We start from the raw sequence: 26,947 nt of genomic DNA on the forward strand, positions 1-26,947 counted from the left end.
TAAAAAGCGGGTTCCCCCCGTACCCGCCAGAGCCCGCTTATCCTTGCTGCCTTCCGGCCCTGGGGAAGTTCACAGGGTGGACGCCACGGGGGGTCCCCGCAGACGACTATAGCGGACTCGGTTGCCGCACCCGCGACCCCCGCGCCACCCCGGCCTCGACCAGGTCGAGGACCTCCCGCACGGACGCCGGGTCGCGCGCGTCGAACGGATGCACCGGGACGCCGTCGCGCACGGTCAACGCCCAGCGCACGTCGTGCAGCGGGCGGGTGAGCAGGCCGTCGAAGCAGTTCACCCCGACGACGAACGGCAGCCGCAGCCCTTCGACCGCGTCGAGCACCGGGTAGGCGTCCGCGATCCGGCGCGGGTCGACCACCACGAGCGCGGCGTCCGCCCCTTGGACGAGGTCCGGCCAGCGGAACCAGAACCGGGGCTGTCCCGGCGCGCCGAACAGGTACCGCCGCCGCTCGCCCTCGCCGAACCTGCCGAAGTCGAGCGCGGCGGTCGTTTCGCCGGCGTCGGTGCGCACCGGCGCGATGTCCGAAACGGCGTGCACCGCCGTCGTTTTCCCGGCGCCCGCCGGGCCAAGCACGAGGATCTTCACGAGTTCAGGCGAGCGCGGTGTTCTTCAACTCCTCGACCAGCGCGGGGGTCAGGACTTCGGAGGCGCGGTTGGCGAACATCGCCATCTCGTAGGCGATCGTGCCGAGGCTGGCCTGCTTGTTCGCCAGCACGCCGAGCGAGCAGCCGATGCTGATGGTGCAGACCACCAGGTACCCGCGCTCCAGTTCGACCACGACCTTGTCCGGATCGCCGAGCGGATGGCTTTCGGACACGCTCTGGGCCAGCGCGAGCATCGCCGAACAGGTCGCCGCGAGCCGGTCGGCGTCCGCGCGGTCGAGGTCCTGCGACGCGGCGATCAACAGCCCGTCCGCGGACACCGCGAGCGCGGCGATCGCGCCGGCGGTGTGCAGCGCGAAGCGGTTGACCAGCCAGTTGAAGTTCTGCGCGGCGGCGGGAACGGTCATGATCCTCCTTGATCGGCCTGCTGGGCGGTGACTTGCCGTGCTTTGGCGACGCCGTCGGAAAACGCGTCGAAGGTAGCCCGCTCGGCGGCCGGATCGCGCAACTCGCGGCGCGGCAACGGGGTACGGACGATCTGCGGGAGCTTGAGCCCGGGCGCGAGCTGCGCGCCGGGGACACGGCGGAACACGCCGTCCCGGGATTCCGGTGGCACCACGGTGAACTGATGCGTCGGCGACGGGTCCGCGGTGTCTGGTTCGGGTTCCGGGGTGTCCGGAGTGGACTCTTCGGGAATTTCCAGCGTGCCGGTAAGGGAGGCGAACTCGGGTTCCGCCGTCGGCCATTCCGGTGTCTCTTCGGGCGTCGTTTCGGCTTCGGGCTCGGGCGGATCGGTGAACCACTGGAACCCGGCTGGCGTCGGCGCGGACAGCGCGGCGATCGCGGGGGCCGGCAGCAGCACCGGCCGCGGGTCCGGCACCTGGCCCGGTTCGAAAAGCCCAGGCCCGCGACGGAAATCGACGTCGCGGGTGAACAACGCCTGCGGCACCGAAACGCGGGCCGTCACGCCACCGTCCGGAGTGGACTCCAGTGCCACGCCAAGCGAATGCCGCTGGGCGAGCCTGCCGACCACGGCCAGCCCGAGCTGCTGCCCGGACGCCGCGTCGACCGGTTCGGCGAGGCGGCGGTTCTCCTCGGCCAGCCGGTCCGCGGCCAGCCCGATGCCGTGATCGGCGATGCGCACCAGCAGATCGCCGGACGGCTGGAACTCCGTCGTGACCTCGACCGGCGACTCCGGCGGCGAGAACGCGGCGGCGTTTTCCAGCAGCTCGGCGAACAGCAGCACCAGGTCGATCCCCAGCGACGGGGCGAGCAGCGCCTCGGCCGGATCGGCGATCTTGATCCGGGACTCGTCGTCGATTTCCGCGGCGGCCGAGCGCAGCGCGGTGGCCAGTTCGATCGGGCCGCCGACCCGGGTTTCGTCGCGATTCCCGGTCACCACAAGCAGATCGTCTGCGGTGCGGCGCAGCCGGAGCGCGGCGTGCTCGACGCGGTGCAACCCGGCGAGCAACACCGGATCGTCCGCGCCGCGGGCCAGTTCCTCGACCACCGTGCGCTGCCCGGCGACCAGATTCTGCGTGCGTTTGGCCGCGCCGACCAGCAGCTGCACCCCGGCGCGACGCGAGTTCGCCTGTGCGGTCACCGCGTCCACCGCCGTGCCGCGGAGCCGGTTGAACGCGGCGGCCAGCTCGGCCAGTTCGCCGCCGGTCCCGGCGTCGAGTTCGGGCAGCAGCGGCTGCGGCGGGCCCGCTTCCGGCTCGGCGGCCTGAACCAATTCAGCGGCGGCGAGGTCGGCGGTCGAGCGCGCTTGGCCGCTCAACCGGCGCAGCGGCCGGGCGACGGATCGCGCGGCCAGCACGGACAACGCGGCAACCAGTCCGAAAAGGACAATCGCGGCACCGCCGAGGATGAACGCCGTCCGGGTCGCACTGGACGCTTTCGACGCGGCGTCGGCGGCGATCGCTCCGGTGAGCCGGGCTTCCACCGCACCGCGCTGATCGGCGAGCTGAGTACCCGCTGTGACCACATCGGACACAAACTGCGGGTCCTGTCGCGGCGCGGCGGCCAGGCGGTCGAACTGCTGAGCCGTCGCCCCCGTCTCGACCGCGGCGACCTGTGCCGCGTCCTGGTTTCCGGCCAGCCTCGCGAACTGTTCTCCGTAGACGGCGGCGCGCTGACCTGCGCGATCAACTCCGGCGGACGCGATCAGCGCGGTCACCCGGGCCGCGCGCTGCTCGTTCGCGCGCAGCAAGGCGTCAAGCTTCCGAGCCTCGGGACTGTCCGATTTGGCCAGTCCCAGTGCGTCGATCACCCCCGTGGACATGGAATCGTAGCCAGACGCGATATCAGCTACGGAAACCTGCCTTTCGATGGCGTTCTGCCGCAGTTTCGACAGTTCGCCGCCCGGGCTGAGCAGGCCGCCCGCGACGCCGTCCACCGTCTGCTGCTGCCGGACGAGCGCGGCGTTGGTGGCCGACGGATCAGCGACAAAAGCGGCCGCGAGCAGGCTCTCCCGCTGCAACTGCCCGACCAGCGCGCCCGCGCGCTGCGCCCGGGCCGCGGTGTCCGAAGTGGCCTCCGCTGTCGAGACGGCGTTGACCTGGGTAAATACGAGCGGAACAGCCGCCGCCACGACCAGGACCAGGGGAGCTACGACCAGCACGGTCACTCTCGCCTGCACAGTGCGGATTCCGAGGCGGTCGAGCAGCCGCGCAGCGGATTCGTGCGACCGGACCGAGCCGTCGCGCATCCACGTCACCTTCCGTTCCCGAGGAGTCCCGACGAGACCGAGGCGTGGAGTGCACCGAACGGGGACACCCGCAGGACGCTACTACTCTCGGTAGTACTCGTCGCGGTACGCACATGGTCGGACACCCCACGTCTGCGCAGAGCTTAGCGAGGCTCGCAAGATCTAGACAATGCCCTCTTGCCCCGTGTCGCGCCCTGACACGCTGGGGTTTTCCCGGCGAGCGGCACGCGCCGAGCACCCGGGAGAGGAGAATGACCGTTATGCGCACCGCTCCTGTCCCGGCCGACGTCGCCGCTGCCACGATCCGCCTCAAGCCACACGTCCGGTGGACGCCGCTGTTACGCACTGAAATCGACGGTCGTCCGCTGGTGCTCAAGCTGGAGCAGCTCCAGCGGTCCGGTTCGTTCAAGCTCCGCGGCGCGGTAAACGCCCTGCTCACCGGGCCCGCGCCGAAGCGCGTGGTCACCGCGTCGGGCGGCAATCACGGCCTCGGCGTCGCCACCGCCGCGCAAGCGCTGGGTATCCCCGCGGTGGTCTACGTGCCGCAGACCGTGCCCGAAGCGAAGGCCGCTGGCATCGAGGCGGCCGGTGCGAAGCTGATCCGGCACGGCGCCACGTACTCCGAAGCCGCAGCAGCCGCGCTGGCGGTCGCCGAGGAACCCGGCACCCGCTACCTGCACGCGTACGACGACGCCGACGTGATCGCCGGACAAGGAACCGCGACTGCCGAGATCGTGGCCGACGCGCCAGACGTCGATGCCATCGCCGTCGCGGTCGGCGGCGGCGGGCTGGCTTCGGGCGCGACGCTGGCCGCCGACGGCCGTCAGGTGTTCGCAGTGGAACCGGAGAATTGCCAGGCGCTGCACGCCGCCCTCGACGCGGGCGAACCGGTGGACGTCACCATCGACTCGGTCGCCGCCTCCGCACTCGGCGCGACCCGCGTCGGCGAGCTGGCCTTCGGCATCCTCAGCTCGCCGGCCGTCACGTCCGTCCTGGTATCCGACGACGAGATCCTCGCCGCGCGTGACCTGCTGTGGCGCGACTTCCGGCTCGTCGTCGAACCGGCCGCCGCGGCACCGCTGGCCGCTTGGCTCGCCGGGCGCATTCCGGCCGAGTTGCCGTGTTTTGTCTTGTGCGGAGCCAACACCTCGGTCACCTTCGCGTGAGGTCGTAGACCTTCGCGTTGCCGACCGCGGTGGCGGGGAAGTGCTGCTGGACCCAGGTCGTAACCTTCCCGATTCGGCTGCCCCGACCGCCGACGACGAAGTAGCGGATGTCCCCGCTCGCCACGTACTGCTGGAATTGCGCGAGCGTCGGAGCCGGGTCTCGGCCGCTGAACCCGCCGACCGCGAGCACCGGTTTGCCGCTGTTCAACGCGAGCCCGGCGGCCTGCATCGCGCCGGTTTCCGCGGCGGCCCACTTCGTCGTCGCGGTCTCCAGCAGCCGATCCAATGCCACATTGGACTGTTGCGGCTTGCCGAAACTGGCGCGCCGTTGCGGCCCGGACGCCGGACTGCCACCGGTATGCGCCGTCGAAGCAGTAGCCACCGTGAAGGACGCCATCCCCAGCAGCGCGGCCACGAGTGCCAGCACCGCGACGGTTCGTCGCGCAGTCCCGACCAGCAACGCGACCACGCCCAAGACGCCGAGCACCAACACGGCGTACCGGACCCACGGCTGCCAGCTCGGCGTCCGGTGCAGGAGGACAAAACTCCACGCGACCGTCGCCGCCAGCATCACCGCGAGCACCACGCGCGGCGCGAGATACGCACGGCCGCGCCACAGCTCGGTCGCGGAAATCGCCACGGTGGCAGCGATTCCCGGCGCGAGCGCGACCGTGTAGTACGGATGGATGATCCCGCTCATGTAGCTGAACACGAGCGCGCTGATCGCCGTCCAAGCACCCCACAGCACCAGCGCCGCCCGAGTACGATCAGTCCGCGGCGCACGCCGGGTGAACCACAACCCGGCCACGAGCCCGATCAACGCCGCGGGCAACAGCCAGGACGCCTCACCGCCGAATTGCTGCGTGAACAAGCGAGTCAAGCCCGCCTGGCCGTGGCCGGGCAATTTCGGCCGCGGGTCCCCACCGTGCGACTGCCCGAAAATCCGGCCAAGTCCGTTGTATCCGAAGGCTAATTCCAGCACGCTGTTATTCGACGACCCACTGATGTACGGACGATCGGCAACCGGCCACAACGCCACCGTCAGCACCCACCAACCCGCCGAGACCACCACCGCACCGGCAGCGGCGAGCAACTGCCACACCCGCCGCCGCAGCGAAGTCGGCGCGGCCACCGCGTACGCGAGCACGAACGCTGGCAACACTAGAAACGCCTGCAGCATTTTGTCGAGGAATCCGAATCCGATCGCGACACCCGCCAGCAGCAGCCACTTCGTGCTCGCCTGTTCCAGCGCTCGCACCAGAAAGTATCCGCCCGCCACGAGAAGCAGCACCAGGAACGCGTCCGGGTTGTTGAAGCGGAACATCAGCGCGGCAACCGGAGTGAGCGCGAGCAACGCCCCGGCCAGCAATCCGGCGGCTGGACCGGAAAGCCGCCGCACCGCCAGATACAGCAGGCCGACCGAACCGACCCCGGCGAGCGCGTCCGGCGCCAGCATGCTCCAGCTGGAAAATCCGAAGATCCGCCCGGATAATCCCATCACCCACAGGGAAAGGGGCGGTTTGTCGACGGTGACCACGTTGCCCGGGTCGAGCGAACCGAAGAACCACGCTTTCCAGTCCCACGTGCCCGCTTGCACGGCCATCGCGTAGAAATCATTGCCCCAGCCGGAAATCGCGACATTCGTGAGATACAACGCGGCGGTGCCCAGCAGCAGCACCGCGACCGCGGGGCGCACCCAGCGTGGCGCGACGACAGTCGTCATGCCCGTCATTCTCACGGCCCGTGCTGTGCGCGGGCTGTGAATCCTTCACGATTGCGGAAACGACGCCACGAATTCAGTACGCCCGGGCCGACTGGCGACATGCACCCGCCCGGAATGCGCGGCCACAACTGCCGCCACAATGGCCAGCCCCAGCCCGGTACTTCCAGCGGCGCGCGAACGCGAATTGTCGCCGCGGGCGAACCGCTCGAATACCTCGGGCAGGATGTCCGGCGGAATTCCCGGCCCATCGTCCACAACGGACAAAGTAGCCCAACCGTCTTGTGTGGACAATGCGGTCGTCACCGTGGTCCCGGCGGGCGTGTGGGCGCGAGCGTTGCCGAGGAGATTCAGCACCACCTGGTGCAGTTGCCCGGAATCGCCGAGCACCGTGATCGGTTCACCGGGAAGTTCCAGCAGCCACTTGTGTTCCGGGCCGGCGACGTGCGAATCGGCGACCGCGTCCGCGACCAGCCGGGACAGATCGACCGGCTCGTGCACCACCGGACGCCCGGAGTCGAGCCGGGCGAGCAGCAGCAAATCCTCCACCAGAGTCGTCATCCGCGCCGATTCGGATTCGACCCGGCTCATCGCGAACGCGATGTTCGGCGGCACCTGTTCGCCGCTGCGCCGGGTCAATTCCGCGTACCCGCGAATGGCGGCGAGCGGCGTGCGCAATTCATGGCTCGCGTCCGCGACGAACTGGCGCACCCGGCTTTCGCTGGCCTGGCGGGCCGCGAGCGCGCCGGCGATGTGGCCGAGCATCCGGTTGATCGCCGAACCGACCTTGCCGACCTCGGTCCTCGGGTCAGTGTCCACTTCGGGCACTCGCTCGGACAGCGCGACCTCGCCGCGGTCCAGCGGCAGTTCGGACACCCGGGAAGCGGTGGCGGCGAGCCGGTCCAGCGGAGCCATCGTGCGCCGGATCGTGACCGCGCCGGCGAACCCGGCGACGAGAATGCCGCCGAGCGCGACCCCGCCGAAAATGAAGCCCAGCCGCCACAACGTCTCCGTGACGCGATTCATCGGCAGCCCGATCACGGTGAACTCGCCGCGCGGCGAATAGGCCGCGACCACGCGGTACTTCCCGAGCTTCCCGGAAAGATCGACCGTGCGGCGCTGGCCGTTCGGGGCGAGGGTGAGCAGGACCCGGTCCTGGTCCGGGGTCAGCGGGATGAGGCCGAACGGGCCGATCACCTGCCCGTTGACGATTCCGTCGTGGACAGTCAGGCTGAGCGTCCCCTCCGGCTGGCCGAGCACGCGCAGCGGATCCGGCGGCAGTTTCCCCGGACCGTTGATGGGCGGGCGCGGCACGCCGTGCCGGAACCCGCGATCGCTCGCCGCCGCCAGCTGTCCGTCGAGCTGGCCGACGAGGAAACTGTTCAACGCGAGTTCGGTAACCACGCCGACCACCAGGCAGACCAACGCGAGCAGCGCCGCCAGCTGCACGATCAGCCTGCGGCGCAGGGACCACGGACGGCGGCGCTCAGCCCGCGGCGGGTTTGAGGACATATCCGGCGCCGCGCATGGTGTGGATCATCGGTTCCCGATCGGCGTCGATTTTCTTGCGGAGATAGGAAATGTACAGCTCGACGATATTGGCTTGCCCGCCGAAATCGTAGCTCCACACGCGGTCGAGGATCTGCGCCTTCGACAGCACCCGGCGCGGATTGCGCATCAGATAACGCAGCAGCTCGAATTCGGTCGCGGTGAGCGGCACCAGGTCACCGCCGCGATGCACCTCGCGGCTGTCCTCGTCCAGGGTCAGGTCGCCGACCACGAGCTGCGACCCGGTCGAACCGGAGACCCCGCCCGCCCGGCGCAGCAGCGCGCGCAGCCGCAGCGCCACCTCTTCCAGGCTGAACGGCTTGGTCACGTAATCGTCGCCGCCCGCGGTGAGCCCGGCGATCCGGTCCTCCACCGCGTCCTTCGCGGTCAGGAACAGCACCGGCAGATACGGCATTTCGGCCCGCATCCGGCGCAGCACCTCGAGCCCGTCGAAATCGGGCAGCATCACGTCGAGCACCACGGCGTCCGGCCGGAAATCGCGGCCGACGCGCACCGCTTCGGCCCCGGTGCCGGCGCTGCGCACCTCCCAGCCCTCCATCCGCAGGGCCATCGACACGAGTTCGGCCAGCGTCGACTCGTCGTCGACGACCAGCACGCGGACCGGGCTGCCGTCCGCGCGGCGCAATTCGGCCTTGCCCCGGCTCACGTTGCTCATCGTGCCATCTTCGGGGCCGGTCTTCAGGTCGAGCTGTGGCCCAGCTGTGTGTTTCCTGTGCGGCGCCGCACAGGCGTTCCCCACTTCCGGCACAGCTTCCGCACAGCGCTCGGCCCGACTCTCGGAAGGGACAAGCGCGAACCTTTCCGGAGGAGACCATGACGACCGATCCAGCAGAGGGCGCGACCTGGGGAGAGCAACCCGCTCCCGCACCCGGCGGCGGCCAGGGGAAGTCGTGGTCGGGTCGCAAAACCGCGATCGCGGCCGGGGTCGCGGTGGTGATCGCGGTCGGCGGCGGGCTGGCGATCTGGGCGGGCACCAGCGGTAATGACGCGTCCGCACAGCAGGGCCCCGGCGGATTCGGCGGACCGGGCGGCCCCGGCGGGTTCGCTGGACGCGGCGGCGGGATGACCGTGATGCGCGAGGCGTTGCACGGCGATTTCGTGGTGGCCGATCAGTCCGGCGGGTACACCACCGAGCGGATGCAGACCGGGACGATCACCGAACTCAGCGCCACGTCGGTGACCCTGACGAGCAAGGACGGCTACAAGCAGACGTACACGCTGGATTCGGCTACCGCGAAGACCGGTTCGCCGAAATCCGGCGACAACGTCACGGTGATCGCGAAGGTGCAGGGCACCACCGCCACCGCGACCTCGCTCGGCGAAGCCCAGCAGTTCGGCAACGGACAACCTCGCCGCCGCAATTAGCCCGAGGAGGGGACCTTGAGAGAATTTCTCAAGGTTCCCTTCGCAGCGGGTGAGGAGGCGGTCGTGAAGCGGTGGATCACGCTGGCTTGCGGTGTGGTGTTGGTGCTCGTCGGCGCGGTGTGGGTGCTGCAGGGCGTCGGCGTGCTGACCGGCAGCTTCATGACCGGGCAGAAGCTGTGGTTCCTGATCGGGCTGGTCGCGTTCCTGGTCGGCGTGGTCCTCGTCGCGGCGACCACGTTCCGGAAACGCACGCGCTGACTTACTTGGTGAAAATTTCGAACACCGGGTAGCCCGGCGCGATCTCCAGCAGCTTCTCTTCCGGAGCCTTCGCGTTCACCCCGTCGAAGAACGCGCCGACCTCGAACGCCCAGCGCTTGAGGTACGAGCGCAGCACCGCGGGCTTCTCCTCGTTGGACAGCTCGCGGTAGGTGAACGTCTGAGTGCGACGTCCGACCGTCAGCTGGCCCTCGCCCGCGGCGCGCAGGTTTCGCACCCACTGGGTCTCGCCGCGCGCCGCCACCAGGTACTGCTTGCCCTCGAACGGCAGCAGGTTCACCGGCACCTCGCGCAGTTCGCCGGACTTGCGGCCGCGGACGCCCAGCACCCGGCTGCCCCACACGCTCAGGCCGAGCTTGGTGAGCCCGCGGACGACGCCGTTGAACGCCGCCGTCGACTTGCTCGGTTCGAGGTAGCGAGTGCTGGTCATGGGTTCCTCCTCGGTTTGCGAGAGCAGTGCTCTCTGTTGTGAACAGTGAACACCTTCGTTTGCTTCGAGTCAAGAGCAGTGCTCTCGGTTTTGCGCAGCGCTCTCAACCGAGGCACACTGATCGCATGACTGCCGCCCCCCGGACCGCCCGCGAACGGGTCCGCGCCGAGATGACCCGCGAGATCAAGGACGAGGCCCGCCGCCAGCTGGCCGAGGTCGGCGCGCACGGGCTGTCGCTGCGCGCGGTCGCGCGCGAACTCGGGATGGTCTCGTCGGCGCTGTACCGGTACTTCCCGAGCCGAGACCAGCTGCTCACGGCGCTGATCGTCGACGCGTACAACGCCATCGGCGAGGCAGCCGAGCAGGCCGACCCGCGCACCGGCGACCCGCGTACGCGCTGGCGAAGCATCTGGCGCGCGACTCGCGAGTGGGCGCGCGCGAACCCGCACGAGTACGCGCTGATCTACGGCTCGCCGATCCCGGGCTACCAAGCGCCGCAGGACACCGTCGCGCCCGCCGGACGGGTCGCGTTCGCGCTGGTCGGGGTGCTGCGCGACGCCCATCCGCACGAGCCAGCCGTCACCGCGCCGATGTCCGCGGAGCTGCGGGCGCAGGCCGATCAGCTCACTCAGTTGCTGGACCTCGACGCGCCAGCCGAGGTAGTGATGCGCGCCATAGCCGCGTGGACGCAGCTGTTCGGCGCGCTCAACTTCGAGCTGTTCGGCCAGTACGTCGGCAGTGTCGACCCGGCCGACGCGTACTTCGAGCACCTGATCGGGCAGATGGCGGACTTCGTGGGTCTGTAGTCCGGGGTAGGTTCGCCGTTGGCGCGCCACAACGGAAAGGTGGGTTCGACGTGACGGGATGGGCCGAGCGGGTCGGCAGGATCCGGGTGATCGGCACTGGGGTGATGGGACGCGGCATCGTCCAGCTCGCCGCGACCGGCGGAGCCACCGTGGAACTCGCGGACGTGCAGCCGGGCGCGGTCGACGCGGCGATCGAGCACGTCAGCGCGATGGTCGACCGGCTGGTCGCCAAGGGCAAACTGACCGAGGAGTCCGGCCGCGCGGCGAAGGACCGCCTGGTCCCGGTAGACGGCCCGCTCGCCCCGGCCGACGGCGTGGACCTGGTGATCGAGGCCGTCCGCGAGGACCTCGAAACGAAGCGCACGCTGTTCGCCGATCTCGAGAAAATCTGCGGCCCGGACGCGGTTTTCGCGACCAACACCAGCTCACTGTCCGTCACCGAAATCGCCGCGGCGCTGTCCGACCCGGCACGAATGGTCGGCCTGCACTTCTTCAACCCGGTCCCGCTGATGCGACTGGTCGAGGTCATCCCCGGCGCGCGCACCGCGGACTGGCTGCCGGGCGAAGCACTCGGACTGGTGCGCAGCTGGGGCCACGAACCCGTGCTGGCCAAGGACGCCCCCGGCTTCCTGGTCAACCACGCGGGCCGCGGCCTGAACACCGAGGCCCTGCAAATCCTTTCCGAATCCCTCGCCGAACCAGCCGAAATCGACCGCATCGCACGCGACGTGCTCGGTCTCAAACTCGGCCCGTTCGAACTGCTGGACCTCACCGGACTGGACGTCTCGCACGCGGTCCTGGAAAGCATCTGGAGCGGCTTCCACTCCGAACCACGCCTGCGCCCGTCCTGGCTCACCCGCCCGCGCGTCGCCGCCGGACTCTTCGGCCGCAAAACCAGCGAAGGCTTTTACCGCTACCCCGACGGAAAACAAGAACTCCCCGCCGAGCCGACCGCCCCGCCCGTCCCCACCCTGCCGGTCTACGCCGCGGACGAACGCCTGGGCCGCCTCCTGTCCGCCGCCGGCGTCGACGTCGTTCCCGATGCCTACCCGGACACCGTGCTGCTGGTGACCCTGCGCGGAGAGTCCACTGTGGAAGCTGCGCGGCAACTGGAACTGCCAGCCGCCCGCGTCTGCGGAATCGACGCGCTGGGCTACGAATCGCGCTTCACCCTGTCTGTCCACCCTGGACTGGACCCGCACTACGGCCGCGCCGCCTGGGGCGCCCTAGCCGCGACCGGCACCCCGGTAACGGTCGTCCGCGACGGTGCCGCTCCCATCGCACAGCGGCTGCTGGCGTCCATCATCAACACGGCTTGCTACATCGCCGACCAGGGCTTGGCCGCCCCGGCCGACATCGACACCGCCGTGCGGCTGGGTCTTGGCTACCCGCGCGGACCGCTGGAGTGGGGCGATCTGGTCGGGCCGGAGAAGGTCCTGCGCATCCTGAACGGCCTGTTCCGCGCGACCGGTGATCCGCGCTACCGGCCTAGCGGCTGGCTGGCTGAACGGGTGGCGCTGGGACTGCCGCTGGCCTCCATCGGTACCCGTCCGGCTGATCTCGTCTGAGGTTTTTGTCGGTGGCACCGCTCCACCGCCGTCATGCAGGCATCAATCGACCCAGCGGCGGTAGTCTGCCGGATCGACGTTGCTCCCGCAGACGATGGTGACCACGTGCCGTCCGGCGAAGCGCTCCCGATTCTCGAGAATCGCCGCGACGCCGAGCGCGGCCGACGGTTCGACGACGAGTCCGGCCCGGTCAAGCAGCAATCGCATCCCGGCGATGATCGACGCCTCCTTGACCAGGACGGCGTCGTCGGCGACCAGGAGGAGGTCGTCCAGGACGGCCGGGATGGGGTAGCGGCCGGCGACACCGTCGGCGATGGTCTCGGTCGAGTCGGTCGTGACGACGCGCCGCTGATGCCACGAGTGCGTCATCGCCGGTGCGCCCAGTGGCTGAACGCAGACGACCTCGACGCCCGGCGCGCAGTCCTTGAGCACGTGGCCCACCCCGGTGGCCATCGCCCCGCCGCCCAGTGCGATCAGTACGACGTCGAACGGGGGCGCGGCGTCCACCAGTTCGAGGCCGATGGTCGCCGCGCCCTCGCAGGTCTCGAGGTCGAGGCTGTCTTCGACCAGCCGGATGCCGTCACGTCGTGCGATGGCCGCCGCTCGGTCGCGAGCCGCTTCGATGTCTCCGTCCACCAATTCCAGCTTGGCGTCCAACGCGCGGATGCGCTCAAGTTTGACCGCGGGCGCGAAGCGGGACGCCACGACGGTGACGTCGAGCCCCCGGCCGCGACCGGACCAGGCGAGGGCTTGGCCGAGGTTGCCCGCACTCGCGCATACGACCGCGGACGAGCCGTTGCCGGCGAGCGAACTGGCGACTATTTCGGTGCCGCGGGCCTTGAAGCTGCGGACCGGGTTCGCCGTTTCGAGCTTGATGCTCACCGCGCACCCGAGGTCGGGCTCCAGCCCCTCGCAGCGGTATAGCGGAGTGTCGAGAAAGGTCGGGTCGATCCACTGGCGGGCCGCCCGGATCGAAGCGGTGTCGAGGCGCGTCATCGGTCAGCTCCCGGTGTGACGGTCTAAAGCGGCAAGAACAGTGAGTGCGTCCCGAAGCGCGGCGACGTCGTGGGTTCGGATGAAGTCGACGCGGTGTCTGGCGGCGTACAGCTCCGCGGCCAGGCTGGCCGGCCCGATCTCCGCCAGCGTCCGTCCGGTGACCGCCCGGAGAAACGACTTCCGCGACGGCGAGACCATGACCGGGACGCCGAACCGGGTTCTGATCGCGTGCAGCCTGGCGAGGACGGCCAGCGACGGTTCCGGGGTGGTGCCGAGAAAGTAGCCGAGTCCGGGATCGATGATCAGCCGTTCGCGGTCGATGCCTCCGGCCTGGAGCGCGGCCAGCCGCTCGTCGAAGAATCGCTCCAGCCCAGTGAGCACCGTTCGCGGATCGGTGCGCCCTGTGCGCCGCACCGAGTGCATGACGATCAGGCGGCACCCGGCATCGGCCAGCTCCGCGTACCGCCCAGGGTCGGGAAACCCCTTGACGTCGTTGAGAAACGCGGCACCCCGAGCGGCGGCGAACCGGTGGGTCCGGGGCTGGAACGAGTCGACCGACACGGGAACGCCCGCGGCGACCAGGTGGTCCAGGACCGCGTCCAGCCGCCGCATCTCCTCGTCGGCGGTCACCGGCTCGGCACCCGGATGACTCGCCGCGGGGCCGAGTTCGACGACGTCCGCACCCGCCGCCAGCAATCGGCGTGCCTGCGCGAGCGCGTCCGCCGGCGCCAAGAACCTGCCGCCGTCAGAGAACGAGTCCTCGGTGACGTTGACAATTCCCACCAGCTGAGGCCGGTGCCAGGATTCTCCCGAAGAAGCCAGATGAGCAACCATCGCCGTGTCTCCCGGATCTCGATCCCACAAGAGCCCAGGCGCACGGCACGACGTCACAGGGACGGGGCCGCTCCCCGATGGTGATCCATCTCCAGACGCCAGTCACGGCCCGACCCCACCGTAGCAAGGATCGACGGAGCGAACCACCGAGAACTCGGTTGCTCACCAACGATAATCCGAAGCCCTCCCGTTGCGGAAAATAATGTACCCGCCCTGGAAATCGCTGCGCGCACCGCCGCTGACCGCGTATTCGTCCGAGGTAGGCAGCCGGAGATAACCTCTCTCCCACCCCAGCGCGGCCCACCGATTGCGGATCTCCCCCTGCACCATATGCGCGCCCGTACCCGCGCTCCAGTAAACCGAACCACCGCCAGTGAAGTGGTTGTACCGCGCGATTCCGTTGGGAGTGCCCGATTCGTCGGTAGTCGGATAGCCAAGCCCGCGCTCCCACCCGAGCGATGCCCACTTGTCCCGGATAGCCCCGCCGATCTGATGCGCCCCCGTACCCGGCGTCCAGTAGATAGAGCCGCCAATCGTGAAGTGGTTGTACCGGCCCACCCGGTCCGGAGTCATCGACTCGTCCGTCGTCGGATACCCCATTCCCCGCTCCCAGCCCAGCGAGGCCCATTTGTCCCGAATGGCCCCGCCAATCTGATGCGCGCCGCCGGACGGCGTCCAATAGACCGACCCACCGGTAAAGTGATTGAACCGCCCGACCCCGTCCGGAGTCCCGGACTCGTCAGTGGTCGGATACCCCACCCCGCGTTCCCAGCCGAGCGCAGCCCACTTAGCCCGAATCTGCCCCTGGACGGAATGCGCTCCGGTCGACGGCGTCCAGTACACCGACGCGGCCTGGCTCCCCGGCGTACCCAGCAAATGGTTGTACCGGCCCACCCCGTCCGGAGTCAGAAGTCTCATCCGTGACCGGCGGCCCATAAACCCGATGCCCGCCCATAGCCAGATACCGGGCAAGGATCTGCCCGCCGATCTCCCGCACCCCGCTCTGCGCGGACCAGTACAACCGCCCATTCGCATAAACCCGATACCGCACCGGCCCGTCAACCACCTCAGGACCGCTAGGCGCACCAAGCAAATTCCGCAGCCCAGGCTCGGCCGCATACCGCTGATCAATCGCCGTCACGTAGTTCGCGGTAAGCGTCATATCACCGGCCCCCACGGTGATAGACCACGAAGCGGTAGCCGGACCCCCTTGCCACCCAACGAACTTAGACGCCCCGTCAGTCCCGACCAACGCCGCGGTCACGTCAAACGTCGCGCCCTCAGTCACCATCGCACTGCTGACCCCGCCCTCGCTCGGAATACTCAGCGCGGCAGGCTGCGTCCCGACCAATGTCAACCGATGCTGGCGCGGGTAAGCGACATACGTCTTACTAGCCTGCACCCCCGCATGATCAGTGACCGTGGCGGTGAACTCCATCCGAGAATCCGTGTGATCAGTGAACGACGTGGTCAGCGTCGGACCAGTCGCACCGTCACCGGGATGCACGTGACAAGCACCAAGATCCGGGCAGTGCCTAATCAAGGTCGTCCAGGTAATGGGAAGGCTGCCGTCCTCAACATCAGTAGCCGTGGCGGACAACGAAACCGGCTCACCCACCGCGAAGTCCTTGTCCGGAGCGGACAAATCAAGCACCGGCGAGTGATTCCCGGGCGCAACAGCAACCGTCGAAGTCCCAGCCGCCCCCAGCGGGTCCGTGACAGTCAACTTCGCGGTAAACGAATCACCAGCCCCATACTGATGGCTGACCTGAACGCCATCATCAGTGCTTCCATCGCCGAAGTCCCAGGAATAGGTGAGCTGATCACCGTCAGCATCCGTAGAACCACTGGCGTCAAAGGAAACCGTCCGAGTATCCGGATCCGTCGTCGACGTCGCCTTAGCCACCGGCGCAGCGTTGTTCGTCGAGTAACTCAACCGACGCAGCACCCCGGAGTTGAGATCCGTGAAGACGATATCCCCATTGGGCGCGGCAGAAATCCGGGTAACCCCACCAACATTCTGGAACGGCGCCGGACTCACCGGTGCCTGCGTGAGCCGCCCCTGAGCGTCGTAACGAAGCGTCCAGATCTTCTGCCCGGCGTAGTCCCCGAAGAAGTACGCGCCCTGGTAAGCAGCGGGATAAGTACTTCCCCCATAGACAATTCCGCCAGTGACGCTGTTGCCCTGCGCCGGACCAGTCCCGTGCTGGTAGTCCCACAACGGCGGCGTGTTCACCACGGACGCACAACGCGCGTCAGTCGAATACCCCGGCGTCAGATGGTTTCCCTCGTAACAAGGCCAGGCGAGATTCGCGCCAGGCTGCACGACGTCCAGCTCTTCCCAGGTGTACCAGCCGACGTCGCCCACCACGGGCAGGCCGCTCTTCGGGTCGAGAATGAAGCGGAACGGATTGCGGAACCCGCTGGCGAACACCTTGCTACGTGCGGAATCCGGTGCCGCGGCGTTGTAGTACGGATTGCTCGGGACGCCCTTGCCGTCCGCGGTGAGGTGCAGGATTTTGCCGAACGGCGAGTCGAGGTCCTGCGCGACGAAGGCGACCGGATTGGTCTTGCCCGCGTCGCCGTTGTCCCCGACGGAGTACCAGAGCGTGCCGTCCGGCGCGGGATAGACCGTGTCCAGGCCGTGGATGTAATACGGGCTGCCGGGCAGGTCGAAAATCACCTGCTCGCCGGTCAGTCCGGACGGATGACCCGCGTCATCCAGCTGCACGGTGAACTTCGCGGCGCGCAGCGTGTACTGGCCGCCGCCCAGCGAGACCGAGCGGTTGAGGTAGATCTGGTGCGAGGCGGCGTAGTCCGGCGCGAGCGCGATGCTGGTGAGGCCCATGTCGCCCTGCGTTTCGACCGGGAAGGTCGCGATCCGCTCCGGCGCGCCGTCGCCTTCCGCCGGGACCCAGTTGACGACGCCGGATTTGCCGAGCGCCAGCACGCTGTCGTCGGGCAGCCAGGCGAAGTCGGTGAACTCGTACTCCCCGAGCCCGGTCGGCCGGTCCCGCAGGACGAACCCCGGCGGCAGCGCCGGAGTGTCGGCTGCCGCCGCCGGGGCGACGGCGGGGACGGCGACCACCGCGAGTGCGGCCGCGAGCAGGGAACGGAGCGTGCGCCAGGCCATCCAAGGCCCCCTTTCTGAGCGTTCGGTAATCGCTCAAAGGGGGATGGAGTTGCCTCTATCGGGTGATATTTATCCGACCGTGATGCGCTGGGTCAGGGCACGACCTGGACCACGTCGCCGATGTGCAGGGTGTTGAAGAACCGCAGCGACGACGTCGCCGACAGGTGGATGCAGCCGTGCGAGTACACCTTCAGGCTGCCGGTGTGGAACGCGTCACCCGGGTAGAAGAAGACCGAGTTCGGCATCGGCGCGTTGTCGAACTGCTTGCTCAGGTGCATCTTTTCCTTGGACAGCACGTGGAACGTGCCGGTCGGGGTCGCGTGCCCCTTGCGCCCGGGCAGCATCGAGACGGGGCCGTAGATCACCTTGCCGTCCTGCAGCAGCCAGGCGCGGTGCGCGGAGATGTCCACGCAGGCGCTGGTGCCCGACGCGGCGGCGGCCGCCGCGCACGGGACGTCGGCGGTGCTCACCGGGTCGGCCTTCGGCTTGGGCTTCGGAGCGGGCTTTGGCTTCGCGCTGGTGCTCTGCGGGGTGCTCGGCGGTGTGCTGCTGGTCGCCGGGGCGGCGGAACTGCTGGTCGGCGCGCTCGCCGAGGTGGTCGGCACACTCGCCGCGGCGGGAACCGCGCCGCCGCCGGAAGCCGATCCGGCCGTGCCGCCGGAGCACGCCACGAGCCCGAAAGCCGCGGCCAGCGCCGCCATCCCCACCAGAACCCTTTTCACGATCCGGTACCCCCGCGTTCGGTCGGGTCGCATTCGGCAGGACCCGTATCACCCGAATAGACGACCGTCACCCCCTCGTGGTTGCTCGGCAATGGTCACGATCTGGCGTCTCCACCCCCGGGTTGAGCCGCGGATCCACCCGGCGCCAGCCCGTGCGCCGACGAAAACCGCACTGATTCCGGCGAGGCTGGAAGCACGCCGGGCAGCCTCCCGGCACCCGCCGCCGGCCGGGCGAAGCCGACCATCTCAGTGAAGGAAGACCGTGAACCTCGGCCCGCTCACCATCGTTCTCTACGTCGCGATCGCGGCGCTCGTCCTGTACCGCGTCGTCTACCGCCAGTGGCGCGGCACGCTGCTGAGCCGCAAACGCTTGCTCACGCTGCCGTTCATCCTGACCGCGATCGGCCTGTTCTCCGCCGCCACCGCGTTGCAAAGCGCGACCGCGACGGAGTACGCGCTGCTGGCTGGCGACGTCGTGGTGCTCGGCCTGCTGGGCGTCGTGCGTAGCTCCACTTCGGTCCTCAGCGCCCGCGAAGGCACGACGTTCGTGAAGGGCACTCCGCTCACGCTGGTGCTCTGGTTCGCCACCATCGGCGTACGCGTCGGCTTCTCCTTCCTCGGGGCCGCGCTCGGCGTCAGCAACGCCGTGACGTCTTCGACGATCATGCTCACCATCGGCGTCAGCATCGGCGTACAGAACGCCTTCACCTACTACCGCATCCAGAAGCTCGGCCTGCCGCTCTCGGAGCAGACTCCCGCGAGCATCAGCCGCTAAGCCCCACCATGCGCGCGTACATCCGCGAAGGACTCAACACCGTTGCCGGGTGCAGGAAGCCCGGCAACGGTGGCAAGTCCCGCGCGAAAGGCACGAGATGCGCGTACAGCACTTCTGCCCCAGACGGTCGCGCTGAAGGATCCTTTGCGAGCGTCGCCGCGAGAAGCGCGTTCAGCTCCCGCGGTACCCCAGGGACGACCGGCGCTGGTTCCTTCACCTGCTTGTCGAAGACGGCGTACGCCGTCGGCCCGGTGAAGACCGGACGTCCAGTAAGCATCTCGTGCAGTACGCAACCGAGCGCGTACAGATCGCTTCGCGGCTCCGCGTGCCCACGCTGGATCTGTTCCGGAGCCATGTACGACGGCGTACCCAGCAGCTGCCCCGCGCGTGTGAAGCGAGCAGTGTCGGCTTCGCGCAACACAGCGAGCCCGAAGTCCATCACCTTCACACTGCCGTCCGGACAAAGCATCAGGTTGGCGGGCTTGAGGTCGCGGTGACAGATCGCGTGCGCGTGCGCCGCCGACAGCACCGCGGCCGCTTGCGCCGCGATCGCCGCCGCCCACGACACCGGCAGCGGACCGTGCTCGGCGAGCAGATCGTCCAGCGTCACGCCTTCGACGAACTGCATGACCTGGAACAACCGGTCGTCATGGGCACCGAAGTCATACAGCGTGGGCGCGCCGGGATGGTCGAGCGTGGCGAGGATCCGCGCTTCGCGGGCGAAGCGTTCCTCCAGCTCTTCGTCACCGCCAGGCAGCCGCAGCAGCTTGATCGCGACGTGCCGGCCGAGCCGCCGGTCGAGCCCGCGGTGCACCGAACCCATGCCGCCCCGCCCGAGCGGCAGATCGTCGACCTCGTAGCGGTCCGCGATCAGCATGGGCCCCCTCACAGCGCTCACCCGCCACCGGGCTTCAGCCGTCCTTCGGCGAGTGCGGCAAAGCCTAGCCGCACCAGGTCGCGGCCGATTTCCGCGGTTTGCCGCAGTGCCCGGTCGAAGTCCGCGAGCGCGCGGAAAGCGACGCCGTGCGCACGCTGCGTTTCGAGCGGATGCCGCGGCACCTTCAGCCGGCGCGCGTCGATCCTGGTCGACGCGCTGTGCACCGGGAAGTCCGCGGCGCGCAGGCAGCCAGCAAGGAACTGCGCGTCCAGCAGCTCCGGATCCACGCGATAACGGGAAAGTGCCGGCCCGAGCCGCACCGGCGCTCCACTGTGGACGATCACCGCTCCGGTGACCGACGCGACCACGTCGCCCTCCTGAGCGAAAACCGCCGCCGGATCGGGTGCGGCGTGACCGGTCGGCGGACCGCCGATCAGGACGTCGTCGGTGGTCAGCACGGGTTCGTCGCCGTCGGCGGTACGCGGCGGCGCGTGCGTGATCCGCAGCGCGCCCGCCTTCACCAGTTCGCCGACGGTCGTGTGCGCCGGTTCTCCGGAAGCCGGTTCGAGCTGGGGCAGCTCGATCCCGATCTGCTGGAAAAGCTGTTGCGCGGCAAGGAAAGCCTCACCCGAATCGCTGCCCGCGCGGCGGCTCGACGGCGTCAGGTCGACGTCGTCATCGAGCACGTCGATGATGCGTTCGCCGGTCTCCGGGTCGGCCAGATAGTCCTGCCACACCTGCTCGACATCGTCCGCGGTGGTGTCGGCGATCAACACGGTCGTCGGCGCACGCTGCTCCGGCTCCGGCCGCGTGAGCAGCCAAAGATCCGTGCCAGCGGCGAGCGTACAGACCGCGCGCAACGCTCCAGCGCGAAGAAGATTCGCCCGGATGCGTTTCCCGCTCCGCCGCCCGGCCGCCGCGCCCGGCATCAACACCGCGACCGCGCCGCCCGGCTTCACGTGCGCCAGGCAATGCTGCACCCACGCCAGCTCCGACTCCCCGCGCGGCGGCAGGCCGTACTCCCACCGCGTGTCGCCGACGAGTTCCTCATGCCCCCAGCCACGCTCGTTGAACGGCGGATCGCACAGCACCACGTCAGCCAGGCGATCGGCGAAAGCGTCCGCGCGCAACGCGTCCGCGTCGTGCACCTCGGCGTCCACGCCGTGCAGTCGCAACCGGATCCCAGCGATCCGCGCCGTGTCCGGGTCGACGTCCTGCCCCCACGCACGCGTGGCCGCGGCGGCGAGCAACAGCGACCCGAACCCGCACGCCGGGTCCAGTACCGTGGCCCCCTTCGCGCCGGTCAGCCGCACCATCAGGGCGGCGTACGCGGTCGGCGTCGTGGAGAGCCGGCGGGCATGTGCCTCGAAGAAGCGTTCGCAGAGCTGCTCAAACGTCTCCGCCGCGCCTTCGCTCTCGGCGAGCTGGGTGATCAGCGCCAGCAGCTCCGGATCGTCAGGCCCTTCGGCGGCCTCCGCGAGATACTCGCCGACTGCGGCCAGCCGCGTGCCGAGGTCAAGATCGTCGCCGAGCGCGCGCAGCCGTTGCCACGCTTCGTCAATCGGCGCCAGCTCGAACGGACGACCACGTCCGCGCAGCCACGCCTGCACCTCCGGCAGCGAAAACAACGGGCTGGACGCCGTCCCGCCCACCGGTTTGGGAAAATCGTCATGGCGGCGCCGCCAGTTGCTCACCGCCGCCCGGCGCACGCCCGCCAGGCGCGCGATGTCGGCCGCACTCACCGCCGCGTCGTCTGCCATGCGAGCACGATAGCCGACGACAGAGGTTTCCATCGTTTCGCTTGTTAACTCAGTCAACCAATGGTTTTATGGGGACATGGCCACCGAGCAGACCCGGTTCACCCTGCGGTACTCCGCGGGCTCGGACCAAGGGCGACGACGCACCAACAACGAGGACTCCGTGTACGCCAGCGGGCGGATGCTCGTCGTCGCCGACGGTATCGGCGGCCAGCCGCACGGCGAAGTCGCCAGCTCGACCGCGGTCAGCGTGCTCGCGTCGCTGGACGCGGAGCTGCGCACCCTCGACCTCACCGCGCACAACCTGTCGAACCTGCTCTCCGACGGCGTGCGCCGGATCGGCGAACAGCTCGCCAAGGTGGCCGAGGAAACCCCCGCCACCCAAGGCATGGGCACCACCCTGACCACGCTGCTGTTCGACGGCGTCCACTTCGCCGCGGCCCACGTCGGAGACTCCCGCGGCTACCTCCTGCGCGACGGCGAACTGCGGCGCATCACCCGCGACCACACGCTGGCCCAGGCCCTGGTCGAAGACGGCACCATCAGCGCCGCCGACGCCGACCACCACCCGCGCGGCTCGATGCTGATGAAGGCGCTCCTGAGCACCGGCTCGGCCGAACCGGACGTCTGGGAGTTCACTCCACAGGCAGGCGACCGCTATCTGCTCTGCTCCGACGGCCTCACCGCCGGTGCCAGCGAACCGGCCATCCAGAAGGTCCTCGCCAACGGCACCCCCGAGGAAATCGTGCCGAGGCTCATCGCCTTGGCCAACGAGGGCGGCGGCCCGGACAACATCACCATCGTGGTCGCCGACGTCGTCCCGGCCTGACCCGTCGCCGCAGGTCGGACCACCTGCGGAAGGCCCGGGGGCCATCCGGTATTCTTCCCCACGGAGGATTGGCCGAGCGGCCTAAGGCGCACGCTTGGAAAGCGTGTTGGGTTCACGCCCTCGCAGGTTCGAATCCTGTATCCTCCGCAGCGGTAACCACGAAGGTCCCGGCTTCTCAGAGGCTGGGACCTTCGTCGTTTCCCGGTAAATCCCTTGCCACGCAACAATATTGCCCTGGCAGAATTCGTTCATGGACCACAGCGCAGCTCAAGAGTTCGCCGATCACTGGGCGAAGGCCTGGAACGCCCACGATCTCGACGCCCTGATGACCCACTTCGCCGACGACGTGATCTTCCGGTCGCCGGTCGCGGTCCAGGTCATCGGCGGCGACGGCGTGATCAAGGGCAAGGAGGCGCTGCGCGCGTACTGGGCCGAGGGGCTGCGCCGGATTCCCGATCTGCGGTTCGAGGTCCTCGGCGTCTACGCCGGACTCGGCGCGCTCGTCATCAACTACCGCAACCAGAAGGGCGGGCTGGTCAACGAGGTCCTGGTTTTCGACGGCCCGCTCGTCGTCGAGGGCTACGGAACCTACCTCGGTGACGACCCCAATCCGGCCGGGGCTCGCTGAACCAGGGGGCGGGCCGTCGCTGTCCGCAACCGCGGCAGGGGCTGGGATCGGCCGAACGGTCCCACCCGCTAGGCTTCGCGCCAGACTTGATCGCAGCTGTCCGGAGAGGTTCCCCCGGTGTCACGAATACCGTTTTGACCTGGGCGTTGGCCGTCGCGCACACACCAAAAACCCGCAGGTCAGCAGGCTGGAACGCGGGTTTCGGGCCCCGCGTGCGCACCCGAGAAGCCAGCGCCCGACAGGCCCCGGACCGCCACCCGCGTCCGGGGCTTTGTCGATTCTCCCGTTCTCACTTACTTACCGAAAACACTTGATCACGCTAAGTTTGTACGTGGTCGTTCCAGCCCCTGACGTACCGAGGAGTCCGCCCCCATGGCCGGAGTGGAAGAGATCCGCGCTGGTATCGCGCTCGCGAACGAGAAGGCGTCCGCGAGCATCGCCGCGCTGCAGCAGGCAGCGCAGGCGCTCGAAGAAGCACAGCTGTCGCTGTCCCAAGCCACCCAGGGCAGCAGCCAGCACGAGGTAAACCAGGCGCACGGCTTGCTCGCCGAAGCGCTGCAAGGGATCACCGGCATGCAAAGCACCATCCAGGCCGGCATCTCGTCGGCCGATTCCTACTCGGCGCGGCTTTAACGCCGATGTCGGGGCTCGCCGAAATCCATCAGTTGCTCACCGCCGCGCGAGCGGGGTCGGCGACGGACGGGCGCATGCCGAGCGAGCGCAGGCTCTGCTCGGCGACGCCCGGCGCGCACTCGTCGACGCACAGGCCAAGGCCGATCCCTGGCTGCCGCAGCAATTGGCGCAGGCCGACGAGGCGCTCGAGAACCTCCTCACCCGTTTAGCCGCCGCCGACGATCTGGTGGGCGGATACCAGTCACGCCTGTAGGGATGAGATGGCCAGCAAGTCAGCCGAGCAACGCAATCGTGTGCAAACCGCTCTCGACCGGGTCCGGCACCAGATCGGGCTCGTGCTCGGGGCCGCGGCGGGCGCGCGCGAAATGGCCGAGGCCGAGGTGGCCCGGCTGACGCTGGAACAGGAGATCGTCCGGGTCGGCATGGACCACGCCGATCCGGCACAGCAGACGGAGTGGGCGCGGCATCCGGCGGCGCACGAGGTGTTCGCCGCGCTCGGCGGCACCCGCGCCGCCTTCTACACCGACTGGAGCGCCGGTCCCGGCGAGCTGCGCGACCTCGTCGCCGCGCACGCGCCGGGGCCGGCCGGACGGCCGCCGAGCGAATGGCTCGGCCGCGTCGGCACGAATCCCGGGGTCTCCGCGCCGGGGTTGTGGCGGGTCGGCTCGGCCACCGCGGCCGGCCGCGACATCTCGCGCACGTTCGACGTCGCCGTGCCGTTGCTGGACGAATCGCACCTGGCCATCACGTCCGCGCCGAAAACGCGGCCGGTGGTGGACGGGATCGTGCAGGGCCTGCTGATGCGCGTGCTGTCGGCGTTCGAACCCGGTGCGGTGAAAATCCACCTCTGGGACGTCGGGCAGCTCACCGCGATCCTGCCGGACCTGTACCCGCTCAGCCGCACGAGCGCGCTGTCGCTGTACGACCCGACGCGGCTGGAGGATCTGCTCGACGAACTCGCCGGGCACATCCGCCGGATCCACGCCACCGGCATGCAAGCCGGCCACACCTCGTTGCGGGAACTGCGAAAAGCCACCGGCCAGCGGCTGGAGCCGTACCGGATCGCGGTGCTGTACGGCAACGGCGAAACCCTCGAAGCGGAACGCGCACGCGACCTCAAACGCGTGGCCAGCGGCGCGCTCGCGGCCGGGATCTGCCTGATCCTGGTGGACGTGCCCACCGCGGTGAGCGCGTCGATCGAAACACTCAGTCTTCTGGACGAACGCCGCGCGGTCAGCAGCATGACCGGCAGCGATCTGGTCGTGGACCTGGATCCGCCGATGCCGTCCGGCCAGGTCATCCGCGCGGCGAACCGCATCGCCGAAGCACTGATCGCGCGCCAGGGCGGCCCGCGGTCATTCGCCGACCTGATGCCCGCCGAGATCGGGCAGGAGAGTTCCGCACGGGAACTGCGCGCGCCGATCGGGTTCCACGAGGGCGAAGCCGTCGAAGTGGTCATCGGCGACGCGAGTCCGCACGCGCTCATCGGCGGGCCGAGCGGTTCAGGGAAAACGAACTTCCTGTACGCGTTACTGGGCAGCCTCGCCGCGCGCTACACGCCGGACGAGCTGGCGTTGTACCTGCTGGACTTCAAGGAAGGCGTGTCCTTCGCCGGTCTCGCGCCCGGCCGTAAGGACTCCAGCTGGCTGCCGCACGCGAAACTGGTCGGCGTCAACGTCAACACCGACCGCGAGTTCGGGTTGGCACTGCTGCGTTTCCTCGCCGACGAGCTGCGCCGCCGCTCCGCCGCGGCCAAGGAACACGAGGTCACGAACCTGGCCGACCTGCGCGAACAGGACCCGGGCGGACACTGGCCGCGGATCGTCGCGGTGATCGACGAGTTCCAGTACCTCTTCGCGGGCCGGGACCAGGTCACCGCGCAGGCCACGCAATTGCTCGAAGACATCGCGCGACGCGGCCGTTCGCAGGGTATTCACCTCGTGCTGGCCAGCCAGGACGTCGCCGGTATCGAAGCGTTCTGGGGCAAGCCAGCGGTGTTCGAGCAGTGCACGCTGCGGATCGCGATGCCGAAGGCCCGCCGGGTGCTCGCGGAGACGAACAACGCGGCGGTGTCCGCACCGAAGTGGCACGCGGTGATCAACCACGATTCCGGTGTCGCGCACGGAAACCAGCTCGCGCACGTGCCGGATTCGAGCACTCGCAACGTCTTCGTGAACCTGCAGCAGAAACTCTGGGAACTCTACTCCGGACGCTTCGCGCGCCCGCGGCTGTTCGACGGTGCGCATTCGCCGGTACTGGAACAGTTCCCGGCATTCATGGAACTCAAGCCGAGCCCACAGCCGCGCGCGATCCTGGGCCAGTCGATCGACGTTACCGAGGCCGCTTGCGGGGTCGAGTTGCCCAGGGTGCCCGGCCGGAACATCGCCGTGCTCGGCGGTGCCACCGCGGAGGCGTTGTCCATTATGGACTCCGTAGCGCGGTCGCTTTCCCGGCAGCTGGAGGTCGAACGGGCCGCCTTCCTGCTCCATTGCCCCATCGAAGCCAGCTCACCCGCGGTGCTGGAGTTGAAGAACCGGCTGGAAGCCGAAGGCCACCTAGCAACGCTCACCGAAGACCTTTCCGCCGAACTGGAGTCGATCGTGGAATCACTCGCCACGACGACGCCGCGCATTCTGCTGCTGTACGGAGTGGACGCCGCGCTGCCCGCGTTGGAGGCAAAGGGTGTCGGACAGCTGAAGAGCGGCCTCGACCACCTGCGCACGCTGCTCAAAAACGGCCCCGCACACGGGGTTCACACCATCGGCTGGTGGCGCAGCATCGCGCGGCTCAAGGACACCCTCGGCTTCGGCGGCACCGACGACATCGGCACGTGGTCCGCCTTGGATGTCCAGGGCAACGAACTGTCGCCCTTCGCCGCCGGACAGGTCGTGCATTGGTCGCCGCGGCCTGGCCGGGCTTTGTTCTTCGACCGCACTACGCACGGGGCACCGGAAGTCATCATTCCCTTCCAGCGCCCAGAAACCGAGCCGACCGCGGGAGGTACGCCGTGACCGAGGGAACCACCAGCCCCGCAATGCGATACAAGGAAATCGTAGGCCTGGCCCGCGGTTCGGCGGACAGCCTGCGCGCCTGGGAACTGGCCCGGGCGGACGAGATCGAACGCCAACTGTCGGACGCACAGGCCGCGGTGGCCGCCGCGCAGGATCAGGAAGAAAAGACCCGCGAGCGCGCCAGCCGGTGGTGGAAAATGGCGCTGCACAATGTGTCGCGGCTGAATTTCATCGAGGCACTGGACGATCCGCAGCCGGTTACTACTGCTCGGCCGCAGTATTTGGATCGGTATCTGGAAGAGGTCAAGCCTAGTTATCAGGAACTGGTACAGGCGGTCCTCGGCCTCGGCTGGCGCGCGAAACGCTGACTCCGCGCATCCTCCCTCTGTCGCCAGATTTCACTCGGTCAGGTGACTCTTGTCTGCAAGTGCAGACAGGTTTACTCGCTTCCAAACAGGGACATGACACCTGAGGCCAACAGGGTCAGGGCGATCCGCTCGGGGAGGGGCGTACATCGTGACGAC

Annotated in this window: 24 protein-coding genes, 1 tRNA gene, 1 other RNA gene, 1 pseudogene and 1 riboswitch; of the genes and pseudogenes, 12 read left to right on the forward strand and 15 right to left on the reverse strand. The window is 68.8% G+C overall.

Annotated features, from left to right (window positions below):
• Position 1 precedes the first annotated feature (1 nt).
• The 4 genes from ffs to RPX00_RS11160 all read right to left on the reverse strand — a co-directional run bounded on the left by ffs (position 2) and on the right by RPX00_RS11160 (position 3,328).
• Positions 2-101, reverse strand: an RNA gene (ffs, locus tag RPX00_RS11145) — signal recognition particle sRNA small type.
• Positions 102-106: 5 nt separating this feature from the next.
• Entirely contained in the window at positions 107-601 is a 495-nt protein-coding gene (locus RPX00_RS11150) for a GTP-binding protein (RefSeq protein ID WP_406639438.1), read from the reverse strand.
• Between the two features lie 4 nt (positions 602-605).
• Positions 606-1,025, reverse strand: a complete 420-nt coding sequence (locus RPX00_RS11155; protein ID WP_378303976.1) for a roadblock/LC7 domain-containing protein — start codon at positions 1,023-1,025, stop codon at positions 606-608.
• Positions 1,022-3,328, reverse strand: a complete 2,307-nt coding sequence (locus tag RPX00_RS11160) for an ATP-binding protein (RefSeq protein ID WP_406639439.1) — start codon at positions 3,326-3,328, stop codon at positions 1,022-1,024. The genes RPX00_RS11155 and RPX00_RS11160 overlap by 4 nt, the downstream gene beginning before the upstream one ends.
• A gap of 260 nt (positions 3,329-3,588) precedes the next feature.
• Between RPX00_RS11160 and RPX00_RS11165 the strand changes: the two genes are divergently transcribed.
• On the forward strand, positions 3,589-4,494 hold the full coding sequence (locus RPX00_RS11165) for a serine/threonine dehydratase (RefSeq protein WP_406639440.1): 906 nt from the start codon (positions 3,589-3,591) through the stop codon (positions 4,492-4,494).
• Here RPX00_RS11165 and RPX00_RS11170 read toward each other — a convergent pair.
• Genes RPX00_RS11170 through RPX00_RS11180 form a run of 3 tightly spaced genes read right to left on the reverse strand, consistent with a single transcriptional unit; the run spans position 4,481 to position 8,438 of the window.
• Positions 4,481-6,217, reverse strand: coding sequence for a glycosyltransferase family 39 protein (locus tag RPX00_RS11170; RefSeq protein ID WP_406639441.1), 1,737 nt, complete (start codon positions 6,215-6,217; stop codon positions 4,481-4,483). The genes RPX00_RS11165 and RPX00_RS11170 overlap by 14 nt on opposite strands.
• 45 nt (positions 6,218-6,262) lie before the next feature.
• Positions 6,263-7,726, reverse strand: coding sequence for a sensor histidine kinase (locus tag RPX00_RS11175; RefSeq protein ID WP_406639442.1), 1,464 nt, complete (start codon positions 7,724-7,726; stop codon positions 6,263-6,265).
• Complete coding sequence (locus tag RPX00_RS11180; RefSeq protein WP_406639443.1) at positions 7,701-8,438, reverse strand: response regulator transcription factor; 738 nt, start codon at positions 8,436-8,438, stop codon at positions 7,701-7,703. The genes RPX00_RS11175 and RPX00_RS11180 overlap by 26 nt, the downstream gene beginning before the upstream one ends.
• Positions 8,439-8,596: 158 nt before the next feature.
• Between RPX00_RS11180 and RPX00_RS11185 the strand changes: the two genes are divergently transcribed.
• Positions 8,597-9,148: a hypothetical protein gene (locus RPX00_RS11185; protein WP_406639444.1), complete on the forward strand. Its 552-nt coding sequence runs from the start codon at positions 8,597-8,599 to the stop codon at positions 9,146-9,148.
• Positions 9,149-9,211: 63 nt separating this feature from the next.
• Positions 9,212-9,406, forward strand: coding sequence for a hypothetical protein (locus RPX00_RS11190; protein ID WP_406639445.1), 195 nt, complete (start codon positions 9,212-9,214; stop codon positions 9,404-9,406).
• A 1-nt stretch (position 9,407) separates the two neighbouring features.
• Here RPX00_RS11190 and RPX00_RS11195 read toward each other — a convergent pair whose 3' ends face one another.
• Complete coding sequence (locus RPX00_RS11195; protein WP_406639446.1) at positions 9,408-9,854, reverse strand: nitroreductase family deazaflavin-dependent oxidoreductase; 447 nt, start codon at positions 9,852-9,854, stop codon at positions 9,408-9,410.
• Positions 9,855-9,979: 125 nt separating this feature from the next.
• Here RPX00_RS11195 and RPX00_RS11200 point away from each other — a divergent pair, with 125 nt between their 5' ends.
• Together RPX00_RS11200 and RPX00_RS11205 are read left to right on the forward strand one after the other, a co-directional pair.
• Positions 9,980-10,660, forward strand: coding sequence for a TetR/AcrR family transcriptional regulator (locus RPX00_RS11200; protein WP_406639447.1), 681 nt, complete (start codon positions 9,980-9,982; stop codon positions 10,658-10,660).
• Between the two features lie 50 nt (positions 10,661-10,710).
• Positions 10,711-12,228: a 3-hydroxyacyl-CoA dehydrogenase gene (locus tag RPX00_RS11205; protein WP_406639448.1), complete on the forward strand. Its 1,518-nt coding sequence runs from the start codon at positions 10,711-10,713 to the stop codon at positions 12,226-12,228.
• 42 nt (positions 12,229-12,270) lie between these two features.
• On the opposite strand, the gene RPX00_RS11210 is transcribed toward RPX00_RS11205, so the two are convergent.
• From RPX00_RS11210 to RPX00_RS11225, 4 genes and pseudogenes are all read right to left on the reverse strand, one after another.
• Positions 12,271-13,224 (reverse strand): threonine/serine dehydratase, encoded by a 954-nt coding sequence (locus RPX00_RS11210; protein ID WP_406639449.1) that lies wholly within the window; start codon positions 13,222-13,224, stop codon positions 12,271-12,273.
• Positions 13,225-13,227: 3 nt separating this feature from the next.
• On the reverse strand, positions 13,228-14,058 hold the full coding sequence (gene folP, locus RPX00_RS11215) for a dihydropteroate synthase (protein WP_406639450.1): 831 nt from the start codon (positions 14,056-14,058) through the stop codon (positions 13,228-13,230).
• 25 nt (positions 14,059-14,083) lie between these two features.
• A riboswitch (ZMP/ZTP riboswitch) is annotated at positions 14,084-14,174 on the reverse strand.
• Between the two features lie 46 nt (positions 14,175-14,220).
• A pseudogene (locus RPX00_RS11220) lies at positions 14,221-17,191 on the reverse strand (PQQ-dependent sugar dehydrogenase).
• Between the two features lie 92 nt (positions 17,192-17,283).
• The gene (locus RPX00_RS11225; protein ID WP_406639451.1) at positions 17,284-17,913 is read right to left on the reverse strand and encodes a L,D-transpeptidase; all 630 of its coding nucleotides are present in this window, start codon (positions 17,911-17,913) and stop codon (positions 17,284-17,286) included.
• A gap of 262 nt (positions 17,914-18,175) precedes the next feature.
• On the opposite strand from RPX00_RS11225, the gene RPX00_RS11230 reads away from it, so the two are divergent.
• A complete protein-coding gene (locus RPX00_RS11230) occupies positions 18,176-18,688 on the forward strand; it encodes a hypothetical protein (RefSeq protein WP_406639452.1) in 513 nt (170 codons plus the stop codon).
• On the opposite strand, the gene RPX00_RS11235 is transcribed toward RPX00_RS11230, so the two are convergent.
• Both RPX00_RS11235 and RPX00_RS11240 read right to left on the reverse strand, forming a co-directional pair.
• On the reverse strand, positions 18,678-19,565 hold the full coding sequence (locus RPX00_RS11235) for a serine/threonine-protein kinase (protein WP_406639453.1): 888 nt from the start codon (positions 19,563-19,565) through the stop codon (positions 18,678-18,680). The genes RPX00_RS11230 and RPX00_RS11235 overlap by 11 nt on opposite strands.
• A gap of 17 nt (positions 19,566-19,582) precedes the next feature.
• Positions 19,583-21,325, reverse strand: a complete 1,743-nt coding sequence (locus RPX00_RS11240) for a class I SAM-dependent DNA methyltransferase (protein ID WP_406639454.1) — start codon at positions 21,323-21,325, stop codon at positions 19,583-19,585.
• Between the two features lie 76 nt (positions 21,326-21,401).
• On the opposite strand from RPX00_RS11240, the gene RPX00_RS11245 reads away from it, so the two are divergent.
• The 4 genes from RPX00_RS11245 (at position 21,402) to RPX00_RS11260 (ending at position 23,412) form a co-directional block, all read left to right on the forward strand.
• Positions 21,402-22,151, forward strand: a complete 750-nt coding sequence (locus RPX00_RS11245) for a PP2C family protein-serine/threonine phosphatase (protein ID WP_406639455.1) — start codon at positions 21,402-21,404, stop codon at positions 22,149-22,151.
• A gap of 62 nt (positions 22,152-22,213) precedes the next feature.
• A tRNA-Ser gene (locus RPX00_RS11250) sits at positions 22,214-22,298 on the forward strand.
• A gap of 103 nt (positions 22,299-22,401) precedes the next feature.
• Entirely contained in the window at positions 22,402-22,779 is a 378-nt protein-coding gene (locus RPX00_RS11255; RefSeq protein WP_406639456.1) for a YybH family protein, read from the forward strand.
• A 372-nt stretch (positions 22,780-23,151) separates the two neighbouring features.
• Positions 23,152-23,412, forward strand: a complete 261-nt coding sequence (locus RPX00_RS11260; protein ID WP_009084635.1) for a hypothetical protein — start codon at positions 23,152-23,154, stop codon at positions 23,410-23,412.
• Positions 23,413-23,440: 28 nt separating this feature from the next.
• On the opposite strand, the gene RPX00_RS11265 is transcribed toward RPX00_RS11260, so the two are convergent.
• The gene (locus tag RPX00_RS11265) at positions 23,441-23,575 is read right to left on the reverse strand and encodes a hypothetical protein (RefSeq protein WP_406639457.1); all 135 of its coding nucleotides are present in this window, start codon (positions 23,573-23,575) and stop codon (positions 23,441-23,443) included.
• Positions 23,576-23,672: 97 nt separating this feature from the next.
• Between RPX00_RS11265 and RPX00_RS11270 the strand changes: the two genes are divergently transcribed.
• Entirely contained in the window at positions 23,673-26,423 is a 2,751-nt protein-coding gene (locus RPX00_RS11270) for an FtsK/SpoIIIE domain-containing protein (protein WP_406639458.1), read from the forward strand.
• Positions 26,420-26,791: a hypothetical protein gene (locus RPX00_RS11275; RefSeq protein WP_406639459.1), complete on the forward strand. Its 372-nt coding sequence runs from the start codon at positions 26,420-26,422 to the stop codon at positions 26,789-26,791. The genes RPX00_RS11270 and RPX00_RS11275 overlap by 4 nt, the downstream gene beginning before the upstream one ends.
• The last annotated feature ends 156 nt before the right edge of the window (positions 26,792-26,947 follow it).

This window comes from Amycolatopsis sp. WGS_07, assembly GCF_045278895.1.
GTDB lineage: Bacteria > Actinomycetota > Actinomycetes > Mycobacteriales > Pseudonocardiaceae > Amycolatopsis.